Below are 11,715 nucleotides of genomic sequence, written 5' to 3'. Positions count from 1 at the left end.
CCCGCGCCGCTGCTGTCAGGCCCGCTCTCAGCCGAAGACCACGCACGACGCCGCGGGCGCCTCGATCGCCCCCGCCCGCCGCAGGGCACCCGACTCCGGGTCGACCGCGAACCAGGTGACGTCGCCCGAGCGCTCATGGGCCGCGTACAGAAACCGCCCCGAGGGGTGCAGCGCGAGGTCACGCGGCCAGTGCCCGCCGGACGCCACCGTCGTGACGAGCCGTGGCCGTACGCCGTCCCCGTCCAGCGCCAGCACGGAGATCACGTCCTGGCCGCGTGTGGCGGCCCACAGGAACCGGCCGTCCGTGGAGACCACCAGACCGGACGGGTACGCGTCTCCGGCGACCGGGCCGCCGTGCAGCAGCCGCGTCTCACCGAGCGGCTCCAGATGCCCCGCCTGGGCGTCCCAGCGGCAGCAGGTCACGGTCGCGGAGAGCTCATGCACCACGTACGCGAGATCGCCGCGCGGGTGGAACGCCAGGTGGCGGGGTCCGCTGCCGGGCCGCAGCACCACCTCCCGGTGCGTCCGCAGCTCAGCGAGCGCCCCTGCCTCCCCCGTTATTGCCTCCCCCGTGACTGCCCCTCCCTCGACCGCCTTCCCCGCGACCGCCTCCGACGCGACGAGCGAGCAGACCCGTACGGAGTCCGTACCGAGGTCGACGCTGAGCACCCAGCGTCCACTGGGGTCGGGCAGCACCTGGTGCGCGTGCGGCCCCCGCTGGCGCTCCGGGTCGGGGCCCGAGCCCGTGTGCCGCAGTACCCCTGCCCCTGCCCCTGCCGCGCCGAGCTGGCCACCCGCGCGGACTGGCAGCCAGGACACGCTCCCCGAGCCGTAGTTCGCGGTGACCAGATGCCCCGCGGCCAACGCGAGGTGGGTGGGGCTCGCCCCGCCCACGGCGACTGGCGCGCCCAGTGGCTCCGGCCGCTCGGCGCGCACGCCGAAGGCGGCGACCTGGCCCCGCTCGCTCTCACTCACGGCGTAGAGCACCTCGCCGTCGTCCGACAACGCGAGGTAGGAGGGGTCGGCGAGCACGTCCGTCGCGCTCAGCGCGGTGAGGGCTCCGGTGTCCTCGTCGATGCTGGCCGTGGTGATGCCACGGCCGCCCGCAGAGGTGAAGGAACCGATGTACGCCCGCATGCCGCCCATATCCGAACCCCTCCGTCGGCCAGTTTCCGGCAGACGGTAGCAGGCGGTCTAGACCAAACGGTCAGGTGGTGGCGAGTACCGGACGCGGCTCACGCCGCAACGGCGTGGCGAGGCCGGTGAGGGCCTGCTCCAGCTCCCGCAGATGAGCCAGCGCCTGCTCGGCGCCAGGGTCGTGACGGGGCACCGTCGCCGGGCGCGGCCCGAAGGACTCGGCCAGCGCCTCCTCCGTATCGACCAGGGCTTCGAGCGCTACGGCGACCCGGTGGCAGGCCTCGGTCAGCCGGACGTCATGCGAGGCGTCGGGGTCGGCGGCGACCACGGCCAGACCGCGCACCTCACGGGCACACGCGTCGAGCAGTACGAGGATCTGGCGGGCACGCGCCTTGCGGGCACGCAGCGGGCTGAGCGGGTGGACCAGCGGCGCGAGGGCCATCCGTACCCGGCCGAGCAGCGCCTCCAGCGCGGCGGCGTGCGGCGCGGGGTCGGCGTTCTCGTCGCCCGCCAGGCGCCGGGCGGCCTCGCTGGTGCAGCGGTGGACCTCGCGCAGGGCGCGCTGAATCCAGGCCTCGGTGGCGGCGTGTGTGGTGATCGGCAGCACCAGCAGTACGGCGAGGGCGGCACCAAGCGCGCCGACGCCGGTCTCGACGAAGCGCAGCAGGAGCAGGCCCGGGTGCAGGACGCCGAGGAGTCCGTACAGCAGGCCCGCCATGATCGTGACGAAGAACATCATCCAGGAGTACGACGGTGCCGCGGTGTAGAAGATGCCGAAGACGCAGACGGCAACGAGCGCGGCGGTGGGCCCGGGCGCCCCGTGCAGCGGCACGGCGATCAGCAGTCCGGCGGCGATCCCGACGACCGTGCCGAGTACGCGGCGGAAGCCACGCACCAGGGTCTCGCCGCGGGACGCGGTGTTGACGAAGATCCACCACGCGGTGCCGACGGCCCAGTACCAGCGGTCGCCCGACACCAGTTGCCCGATGACCACCGCGAAGGCGCAGGCGGCGGTCGCCTGGAAGGCCTGTCGGGTGCTGGGGCGGTCCAGCCCGGCTCCGGCGAGTGGCCCGGGCGGCATCGGGAGCGGGGTGCGCCGCTCGACGCACCAGGCGCCGAAGCGCACGGCGGCCGCGGCGGCGAGGGCCAGCGCGACGGCGGCGTAGAGCTCGGGGAGCTGGGCGGGGACGGCGTGCAGGAACTGCGCGACGAAGAACTGCATAAAGGCGAAGATGCCGAGGGCGTGGCCGCGCGGCCCCCAGCGGCGCGCGTACACGCCGCAGAAGACGACCGCGACGAAGGCGGCGTCGCGCGCCATCGGCATCCCGTGCAGCGCGGCGGCCAGGGCGAGCACCGGAAGGCCCACGACGGGCAGCAGTGCGGTGGTCACCGCCTGCCCGCGTACGGTGGCATCGCCGACGGTGAAGAGCGCGAGCAGCGCGGCCAGTCCACCCGTGATCGAGGCGGACAGCGAGAGCCCGGCGACTTCGGCGGCCGCCACCGCGAGTCCGACACCGAGCACGGCACGCAGCGAGACCCGCAGGCGCAGCAGCCCCGGATCAGGAGCCACGAACATCTTCCGCACGACCGCGGTCCACCCCTTCGTCCTTCACATGGCAAAGGCGCCGCGGGTTCACCCGCAGCGCCATCGATGGACTCAGGAAAGCATCAAGCGGCCCACTGGCTCAACTCGCCGCTTTCATCCTGAACCATTGGCACAGTCTCGAGCAGTCAGACTGTGCCACCACAAGACCAACGGACCATCACCGGCAGGAACCCGGCCGACGGGGCGTCAGCGAGACCTCACCCGCCGAGGGCGCGGCTCAGCCCCGTGCGGTCCGTTCCCAGCTTGGCGAAGACCGCGGACAGCAGTCGGGATATGGCGTGCTCATCCAGGCGGAGTTCGGCGGCGATCGCTGCGTTGTCGAGGCCGCGTACCGCGTGCCGTGCCGCCGCGCTCTCCGCCTCGGTCAGCGTGTCCTGCGCCGCGGTCTGCGGGTGCTGGGGACGTAGTCCGGCGGCGCCCAGTTCGGTGCGCGCCCGGGTGGCCAGGGCGTCCGCGCCACAGGCGGTGGCGGTTTCCAGGCCGCGGTGGTACTGGCGGGAGGCGTGTTCCAGATTGCCTTCCGCGTACAGGGCCGCGCCGTGGTCGATGAGGGCGTGGGCGAGTTCGTAGGCGGCCGGGGACTGTTCCAGGTGCTCGACGGCTTCGTGCAGCAGCATGGCCGCCCGGGCCGGGTCGGTGGCCGCCGCGACCCGCAGCGCCTGACCCTTGGCGCTGGCGGTGCCGAACACCCGGGCGCGCGTCACGGCGGCGTCCGCGGTGGCCCGGGCCTGGTCGGGGTCGTACTCGGCCTGGGCGAGGGCGAGGTCGAGCTGCCACGGGCTCCAGGCGGGGTTGCGGCTGCCGCGACGGTCGAGGCGCCGGCCGGCCGCGGCGAGGTGCCGTTCGGCCTGGTCCCGGGCGCCGTGGGCGAGGAGGAGCTTTCCGTAGACGGCTTGCGGATCGGGATAGACGACGGCCTTCGGGAAGTCCTTTCCGAAATCGTAGGCCTCGGCGACGTTCTGGGCTTCGTCAATGTCGCCACGGGCGATAAGGGTCTCGATCAGCGTGCCGATCGCGTACCACTGTGCCGGGATGTTCTGTCCCACTCGATTGGCGATCTGCAGGCCGTTGCGGACATAGTCCTCCGCTTCGGCGAGCCGTCCGCGACGATAGCGGATATAGCCGAGCAGGGTGTAGGCGAAGGAAAGGTGTGCCCCGCGCCAGCCTCGTTCCTCGAATTCGGCAATGCCCTTGTGGAACAGCTCCTCAGCTCTGCCCGGCTGGTCGCCGTACATGAAGGTGAGCGCGACAACGACCGGTACCTCGAACCCGAAGTCCTGGTCCGTCCAGCTGAGTCCGCCGTCCAGGGCCTGCTCGGCGAACTGCAGGGCCTGGGCCGCGGGTTCGCCGCGCATCACCGAATCCCAGGCCCGCAGTCCCAGGATGTGGCGTTCGGCAAGGTCGCGGCCGGTGAGTCGCTTCGCGAACTGGGCCAGCAACCGGGAGCGGGCCGGGGAGTCCTCCTCGTCGACACGGACCGCGTTCCACTTGAACTGCTCGGCCTGCATCCGCAGTCGGGTACGGGCGCTGGTCGTACGGCGCGCTTCTTCCGCCAGGAGGTCCGTGGCCTGCCCCATCTGACCCACATGCGCGAGTGCCTGGGCCAGCCGGTAGCTGACGGCCTCGCGCAGTCCCTGGTCCAGTTTCGGCTCCTCCAGCGCGGCTCGCAGATGGTTGACCGCGGTCGCGGGATCGTAGAACAGACCGGCCGAACCCAGCTCGAACAGGACCTGCGCCCGGTCTTCGACGTCTGGCGGCTCCCGCAGCGCGCGCGTCAGACAGCGCAGTGCCGCGTCGGGTGCGCCAGAGGCGAAGTTGTCGCGGGCGGCCTGGCGGAGTTGCTGTACGACCCAGGGGTCGCCTTCCGTATGCATCTCCAGAATGTGGCGGGCGGCGGCCGTGGGGCCGTGGCCCGCGTCGATCAGGGCGTTCGCCGCGATGCCGTGCATGGCGACGCGTACGGCTGCGGGGATCGCCCGGTACACGGCGGTGGCGACCAGCGGGTGGAAGAACTCCACGACCTTGCCACGCCTGATGTGGTGCAGTGAGGTCAGGATGCGCGCGTCGTGCAGCCGCTCGATGGCGTCGGCGGTCTGGGCTTCGCCGAGCGCGGCCACAGCGCCCACCAGCTCGGTGGAATGACCCGAACCGAGCAGCGCGGCGGCCCAGGCCAACCGGACGGTTGAGGGACCGAGGGTCTCGAGACGTTCCACGAGCCCGTTGCCCTTGACGGCGGAGGCGAGGTCCCGCAGCTGCGGGATGCTGCCCTCCGTCGGCCGCAGAGCGCGCTCACGCGCCTTCGCCATCAACTCGACGACTTCAAACGGGTTTCCTCCGGTGATCGCCCAGAACTCCCGGCAGAAGGTGTCGTCCGCGTCGTCCCCGAGCGCGCCACGCACCAGGTGCGCCACCGCGGTCGTGGTGAGGGCGGTCAGCTGGTGCGGGCGCGCCCCATGGCGCTCGGCCAGTGCCTGCAAACCAGCGACGTCGGCGAGCAGTTCCTCCGGGCGGTGGGCGACCACGATGAGCAGGGCCAGCTCTTCGGCCCGCGCCGCGAACGCTGTCAGCCACGTCAGTGATTCCGCATCGGCCCAGTGCGCGTCGTCGAGTACCAGGAGTACGGGAGCGTTGCGCACCGACAAGTGGGTGACCAGCCAGTCCAGACCATCGCGCACCCCCTGTGGGTCGGGTGCCGCGACGCCCTGAGAAACGGTCAGGCCGATGGCTGGTGCCACGATGCCGTACCAGTGCCCGAGGATCTCGCGGCGCTCGCTGTCGTCCATGGAGGCGAGTGCCGGTTGGACGAGTTGGCGCACCACATGGAACGGGACCTGGCGTTCCTGTTCGCCGCCACGCGCGAACAACACCGCGCAGCCGCGTTCCGTGGCCTGCCGACGGAGTTCAGCGATCAGTGTGGTCTTGCCCGCCCCCGCTGGGCCCGCGAACGCGAGCACTCCACCGTGTCGCGTGCCCGCTCCATCGGGTGAGGTGCCGCATAGGTCATCCAACGCACGCCGGATGGCGTGCAGTTCGGATTCCCGTTCGAGCACGGGTGGCGTGGTCCATCGTGGCTGTTCCGCAGACTGTTCCTGTGTCATCCCTACGCCCCTTCAGCGCGTGTGGCCGAGTGTAAGGCCACGGGCGCAGGGTGTTGCTGCTTGTGGACCACTTTAGGGAACTTCGCACTCCACAACCGGTCAGGTCCGTATCCTTGGTCGGCCTGTCACTGCCGCGCGACGGGCATCATGGTCAGCTCGTCCGGCTGCGGGATGCCTGCCGCGACCTCGCGCACGGTCACGCCCGGCGCGTGGACCACGTCCCATCGGGACATCACACTCGCCACCGCGATCACTATCTCCGCCGCCGCGAAGTGGTCCCCGATGCACTTGTGCTGACCGGCCCCGAAGGGAATGAAGCTGTTCAGGTGGGGTCGTCGCTTCGGGCTCTTCTCCCAGCGCTCTGGCTGGAACCGCTGCGGCTGGGGGAACAGCGCGGGGTCGCGGTGAAGTGCGTACGGGCTGTAGGCCACTTCGGCTCCGGCCGGAATGGCCACGCCCGCGAGGTTCACCGGGGCCAGCGCGCGCCGGGTGAAGAGCAGCGGCGAATGCAGGCGCAGCGCCTCGTGGAACACATGGTGCGTGTACGTCAGCTGGGGGACGTGGTCGGGGCGTACGGGCCCGGAGCCAACTACTCCGTCGACTTCGGCCTGCAGTCGCTTGCGCGCCTCGGGGTCACGGCCCAGCTCGTGGAAAATCCACGACAGCACCGTGGCCGAGGTCTCGGTGCCGGCGAACATGATGGCGATCACCTCGTCGCGCACCTGCTCGTCGCTCATCCTCTCGCCCGTATCGGCGTCCACGGCGGACAGCAGCAGTGACAGGAGGTCCTGGCGGTCCTCCTGCTCGGCGCGGTACTCCACGATCACCTCGTCGATGATGCGGCGCAGCCGTGCGGCGGCGGCATCGAAACGACGGTTCAGCGGGATCGGCAGCCGGTCGAGCGCCTTGGGCATGACCGCTCGTACGAGCATGCCTTCCAGGACGACCGGCAGCGAGCGGTGGACCTCCGCCACGGCGGGTCTGCCCATATCACCCGAGAAGATCATCTTGGCCACCGAGCCCAGCGCGAACCTCCGCATCTCGGTCACGATCGAGAGCTCCTGCCCGGCAGTCCACGAGGCGGCCATCGCGTCGGCCTGCTGGGCCATCACCTCCGCGTAGGCGGTGAGTTGGGCCCGGTGGAACGCGGGTTGCATCAGGCGACGCTGCTTGCGGTGGAACTCGCCGTCGGTGGTGACGATGCCGTTGCCGAACAGCGGGCGCAGTTTGTCGAAGACCCTGCCTCGCCCGAAGTGCCGCGCCTCGCTGACCAGTACGGCGTCGACGAGGTCCGGGCTGGTGAGGACATACACCGGCCAGGTCGCGAGATCGATCCGTACCACCCCGCCGACCGTACGCAACGACTCCAGGAACGCGATCGGGCGGCGCCACAGCGGGATCGCGTGGCCGAGCACGGGCAGCTTCCCCGGGGCCACCGGGGCATCAAGGGCGCGGGGTTCATGGGGGGTGGGCGCGATGGCCTGGCCGCCGGTCATGCCACGGCCACCAAGTCCGGCCGGGTGTACGCGCCTTCGTCTCCGCTCACCCAGCGTTCGTCGCTGTAGCGGGTGCACTCGTGCCGCTGCCAGAGGTCGGCGCCGATGATCCAGTCCTCGTAGCTCCGCACGCACCGCGCCACTCCTTCGCGCGTGGCCGGGTCGGTGATGGCGAGCACGTCCAGGACCCGTGGCAGTGTGCGGGCCGCGGAGTGGAAGTCCACCAGGCGGGCGCTGATGCGGTCCTTGACGGCGCGCACGGCGTGGGGCAGCGAGTAGCCCTCCCACCAGGCCAGCAGCAGAACGAGGTTGTTGTTGTCCCCGCAGGCGTATTCCTTGCGCAGGGAGAAGATGTCGTTGCCCCAGGAGATGATGTCCACGGCACTCCACAGGAGAGCTTGGAACGTCGGGCTGTCGTAGACCTCGCTCGGCACCTCGACGCCGAGTGAGGCCTCCACCATGTCCATCATAGGCAGCAGTTGGGAGCTGTGGCGGCGCATCAGTACGTAGTCGTCGACCGTTGGCTGACGTCGTACGGTTCCGCGATTGACCGCCTCCTGGTCCAGGGAGCGCAGCATGGGCGGTATATGCGCCCGGTAGCGCTTCCGTATCCCCGGGGGCATTCCGTCCAGGATGGCGGCGTGCAGGTCGGTGAAGCCGTCCACCAGCGCGTTCCCGTGCCGCCGCTGCGGGGTCAGGTAGTCCTCGCCGTCGCTCAGGTGGCCGTTGATGGCGTCGGTTACGGGCCGCCAGGTGTCGACCCGACCGGACCTGATGACGTGATCGTGCTGGTCGTCGAGCACGAACGACCAGGCCATCCACTCGGAGAGCAGGAGGAGTTGACGGTACGTCGCCCCATGGGCGACCCGCGCCGCGAGGTGGCCGCAGCCGATGCCGGAGAAATCGTCTGCCGCGTCCTTGATCAGACCCTGGCTGAGCGCCCAGGAGGTGGCCTCCGTATTGGCCTGTTCTGCTTGGGGGTGTTTGGTGCTCTCAAACGGAAGATGGAAGTCCGGGATCGCGAAAGAGCTGAGCAGGGCCATTTCTACCTCCAGCAAGCATCTGGATGAGCCACTCCCCGCTCACGCAAAACAATTTCGATCAATTCACGCGCACGAACGACACATCAAACAAGCCACATGACCATTAACGCTCACCCTGAAGAAGATTGTCAACAGATTGCGACGCCAAATACCAGGACAGATAGGGCAATTGCCAACCCGTCACTTCATTAGGCATATGCATGTGCCATACTCTCGCTCGCCCAGGGGCAGTTGGGGCGCACGAGCCCCACACCGCCCAGGACACGCGGCCTGTGGGGCGCCTGTGGCTCCTGGGAGACCCGTGCTCAGGCTGCGATAACCTCACCCTTCCGGGGGCGCATCAGCACGAGTACGGGGGCACACACCATGGCGGAGCAGCGAGACGCCGACGGGGGCACCGCGCTCCATCAGGCCGGAGCGGACCGCCTGCAGCCCGGCGATCCGCATCAGATCGGCCCGTACGCGCCGCTGGGGCACTTGGGCAGTGGCGGAATGGGCCGGGTCTACCTCGCGCGCCCCGCGGACAACCGCTCCGGGCTCGCGGCGGTCAAGGTGATCCGGCCCGAGTTCGCCCAGGACGCCGAGTTCCGGCGGCGGTTCGAGCGGGAGGCGTCCGTACTGGCGCGGGTGCGCGGTACGCACGCGCCACGGCTCCTGGACACCGGCTTCGACGGTGACCTGCTCTGGATGGCCACGGACTACCTGCCGGGTCTCAACCTCTCGGACGCCGTACGCGAACACGGCCTGCTGGCGGCGCCGGGAGCCTGGCGGCTGCTCGGCGAGCTCGGGCAGGCACTGGCCGAACTGTCCGCAGCCGAGGTGGTGCACCGCGACCTCAAGCCGTCCAACGTGATCCTGTCCGGGGACGGCGCGCAGGTGATCGACTTCGGCATCTCGCAGGCCACGGACAGTACCGCCATCACCACCACCGGCAAGGCCGTCGGCACCCCTGCCTACATGTCACCGGAACGCCTGCGGGAAGGGCGGTCCGATGCCACGTCGGACGTGTTCTCGCTCGCCTGCACCCTGGTCTTCGCCGCGACCGGACGGGCCCCCTTCGGGGACGGCACGGGCGTGGACGTGATGCACCGGGTGGCGTACGAGGACCCGGACCGCGAGGTGATAGGCGAACTCGCGGCGGTCGACCCCGCGTTGGCCTCACTCCTGTCCGCCTGCCTGGCCAAGGAGCCGAGCCAGCGCCCCACCCCGCACCACCTGATCGACGCGGCGGCGGCACGGCCGCGTACGCCCCAGTGGCAGGAGCCGCTCGGCTCCCACCTGGCCGCGCGTCGTCAGGCCTACGAGGTGCTGAAGGACCTCCCCGTCGAGCGGACGGTCCATCTCCGCCTCCCGTCGCCCGCGGGACCGTCACCCGCTCCTCCGCCGCCTGCTCCCCCGGGCTTCGGGCCGCCCCTTCAGGCACCAGCGCAAGCGCCGATGCCAGCACCAGCACAGGCACAGGCACAGGCACAGGCACCAGCACAGACGCCGGCGCCGGGCAAGCGCCGCAAGGGCCTCTACCTGTCCGGCGCGGCCGGGGTCGCGGTCTGCGCCGTCGCCCTCACCGCCTTCGTCCTGACCCGCCCCGACACCGGCACCGGCACCGACCGCACTGAGGCGGCGGGCACGCGGTCCAGCGCACCCGCCGACGACTCCCGCGCCGCCGATGACGCCGCACCCGTGCCCGGCTTCTCGCCGGACGGCTCCGATTCCTCGGAGAAGGCCCCAGGGGACGAGAAGGAGAGCGGAAAGGGGAAGCCGGACCAGGACAACGAGGCGGAGAAGGAATCCGACGGCGAGCAAGGCGGCGAGAGCGCCGCACCCCAGCCCGACCGTGTATCGAGCGCCCCCAGCTCCACCGCTTCCCGTACGTCTCCGGCACAGCCCGGCGCCACCAGCTCCCCCACCGCGCCCGCGAAGTCGACTCCCACCGCTCCCTCCACGCCCCCCTGGCTCTCCGACTGCACGCACTACTCGGGAACCCAGATCACCCACTACGGCCACCGGGGCCAGCGCGTACTCCAGGTGCAGTGCATGCTGAGCAAGCGCGGCTACAGCGTCGGCGGCTCCGGTGTGGACGGAGAGTTCGGCGAGGACACCCGCTCGGCGGTGCGGCTCTTCCAGAGCGACCGGAAACTGGCCGTCGACGGCGAGGTGGGGCCCAACACCTGGAGCGCCCTGCGCGACAGGACGTGACCCCAGGCCCCGACGCCCGGGCCGTGACCGGGAATCGACGCTCGGCGCGCGCTGTTGCCCAGAAAGGACACCAGCCACGGGAGGCAGCTGTGTACGGAGACAAAGAGACGATCGACAGGGTGCTGACCGAGCTCGGCGACACCTGGGCCGTCGTGGGCCTGTCCAACAACCGCGCCCGCGTGGCCTACGACGTCGCCGAAGTACTCCAGCGGCACGGAAAGCGCATCGTCCCGGTGCACCCGAAGGCGGAGACCGTGCACGGAGAGCGCGGATACGCCACCCTCGCGGACGTGCCGTTCGAGATCGACGTCGTCGATGTGTTCGTGAACAGCGCTCTGGCGGGCGCCGTGGCGGACCAGGCCGCCGCCGCGGGCGCCAAGGCCGTCTGGTTCCAGCTCGGCGTCATCGACGAGGCGGCGTACGCGCGCACCCGCGCGGCCGGGCTCGACATGGTGATGGACCGCTGCCCGGCGATCGAGTTTGGCCGACGGTACTGAGAACAGTCGGCGGTACTGAGAACACCGGCCCTCGCCTCGGACCGGCTCAGCTGACGCCGAGCCCGTCCAGGACGACCGCGCCGGGCAGCTCCGCGAAGATCTTGCCCGGCACGATGAGCTTGCCGCGTCGGCCGCCGCTGCCGATCAGGACGTACTCCGTGTCCACGACGGCGGCGTCCACCAGCAGCGGCCAGGACGCGGACAGACCGATCGGTGTGATGCCTCCGTACTCCATGCCGGTCTCGCCGGTGGCCGTTTCCATCGAGGCGAACGAGGCCTTGCGGGCTCCGAGTTGGCGGCGCACGACGCCGTTGACGTCGACCCGGGTGCGGGAGAGGACCACACAGGCCGCCAGGCTGGTCTCACCGCCGCGCTTGCCCGCGACGACCACGCAGTTCGCCGACTGGTCCAGGAGCGCGGCTCCGTGGTGCTCGACGAAGACGGCGGTGTCGGCGATCGCGGGGTCGGTGTCGACGTAGAGCAGCTGCTCGGCGGGCACCGTGCCGCGCCAGTCGCGTACGGCGTCGGCCACCGGCCGCGTCAGCACGTCCAGGCAGTCGGGGGCCGGGCGGGCGTCGTCGAAGTCTCCGATGGGTGCGCGCATGGCGGCAAGTTAACAGCCCTACCCGGGACTTCGCCGGA

General features: G+C 70.8%; 8 protein-coding genes. 2 read left to right on the top strand and 6 right to left on the bottom strand.

The window, feature by feature from the left end; translation table 11 throughout:
- Window positions 1–27: 27 nt before the first annotated feature.
- From GCN81_RS12150 to GCN81_RS12130, 5 genes are all read right to left on the bottom strand, one after another.
- Window positions 28–1,146 carry a lactonase family protein gene (locus GCN81_RS12150; protein WP_156724559.1) on the bottom strand — a complete coding sequence of 373 codons (1,119 nt, stop codon included), beginning with the start codon at window positions 1,144–1,146 and terminating at the stop codon, window positions 28–30.
- Window positions 1,147–1,207: 61 nt separating this feature from the next.
- Window positions 1,208–2,713: an FUSC family protein gene (locus tag GCN81_RS12145; RefSeq protein ID WP_156724628.1), complete on the bottom strand. Its 1,506-nt coding sequence runs from the start codon at window positions 2,711–2,713 to the stop codon at window positions 1,208–1,210.
- Window positions 2,714–2,940: 227 nt separating this feature from the next.
- Window positions 2,941–5,841 carry an ATP-binding protein gene (locus GCN81_RS12140; protein ID WP_156724558.1) on the bottom strand — a complete coding sequence of 967 codons (2,901 nt, stop codon included), beginning with the start codon at window positions 5,839–5,841 and terminating at the stop codon, window positions 2,941–2,943.
- A gap of 125 nt (window positions 5,842–5,966) precedes the next feature.
- Complete coding sequence (locus tag GCN81_RS12135; RefSeq protein ID WP_156724557.1) at window positions 5,967–7,337, bottom strand: cytochrome P450; 1,371 nt, start codon at window positions 7,335–7,337, stop codon at window positions 5,967–5,969.
- A complete protein-coding gene (locus GCN81_RS12130; RefSeq protein WP_156724556.1) occupies window positions 7,334–8,380 on the bottom strand; it encodes a terpene synthase family protein in 1,047 nt (348 codons plus the stop codon). The genes GCN81_RS12135 and GCN81_RS12130 overlap by 4 nt, the downstream gene beginning before the upstream one ends.
- A gap of 366 nt (window positions 8,381–8,746) precedes the next feature.
- On the opposite strand from GCN81_RS12130, the gene GCN81_RS12125 reads away from it, so the two are divergent.
- On the top strand, window positions 8,747–10,576 hold the full coding sequence (locus tag GCN81_RS12125) for a serine/threonine-protein kinase (protein WP_156724555.1): 1,830 nt from the start codon (window positions 8,747–8,749) through the stop codon (window positions 10,574–10,576).
- An 89-nt stretch (window positions 10,577–10,665) separates the two neighbouring features.
- A complete protein-coding gene (locus tag GCN81_RS12120; RefSeq protein WP_156724554.1) occupies window positions 10,666–11,073 on the top strand; it encodes a CoA-binding protein in 408 nt (135 codons plus the stop codon).
- 46 nt (window positions 11,074–11,119) lie between these two features.
- Here the strand turns inward: GCN81_RS12120 and GCN81_RS12115 are convergent, their stop codons facing one another.
- A complete protein-coding gene (locus GCN81_RS12115; protein ID WP_156724553.1) occupies window positions 11,120–11,677 on the bottom strand; it encodes a YbaK/EbsC family protein in 558 nt (185 codons plus the stop codon).
- Between the last annotated feature and the right edge of the window lie 38 nt (window positions 11,678–11,715).

The organism is Streptomyces apocyni (assembly GCF_009739465.1).
GTDB lineage: Bacteria > Actinomycetota > Actinomycetes > Streptomycetales > Streptomycetaceae > Streptomyces > Streptomyces apocyni.
Note: the sequence above shows the minus strand (reverse complement) of the source record. Positions and strands in the feature narration are given on the sequence as shown.

What these genes read in the sequence shown, in the direction of transcription:
- GCN81_RS12115 (WP_156724553.1), bottom strand. Translation starts at nt 11,677, where the DNA reads ATGCGCGCACCCATCGGAGACTTCGACGACGCCCGCCCGGCCCCCGAC.
- GCN81_RS12140 (WP_156724558.1), bottom strand. Translation starts at nt 5,841, where the DNA reads ATGACACAGGAACAGTCTGCGGAACAGCCACGATGGACCACGCCACCC.
- GCN81_RS12145 (WP_156724628.1), bottom strand. Translation starts at nt 2,713, where the DNA reads ATGTTCGTGGCTCCTGATCCGGGGCTGCTGCGCCTGCGGGTCTCGCTG.
- GCN81_RS12150 (WP_156724559.1), bottom strand. Translation starts at nt 1,146, where the DNA reads ATGGGCGGCATGCGGGCGTACATCGGTTCCTTCACCTCTGCGGGCGGC.
- GCN81_RS12130 (WP_156724556.1), bottom strand. Translation starts at nt 8,380, where the DNA reads ATGGCCCTGCTCAGCTCTTTCGCGATCCCGGACTTCCATCTTCCGTTT.
- GCN81_RS12125 (WP_156724555.1), top strand. Translation starts at nt 8,747, where the DNA reads ATGGCGGAGCAGCGAGACGCCGACGGGGGCACCGCGCTCCATCAGGCC.
- GCN81_RS12135 (WP_156724557.1), bottom strand. Translation starts at nt 7,337, where the DNA reads ATGACCGGCGGCCAGGCCATCGCGCCCACCCCCCATGAACCCCGCGCC.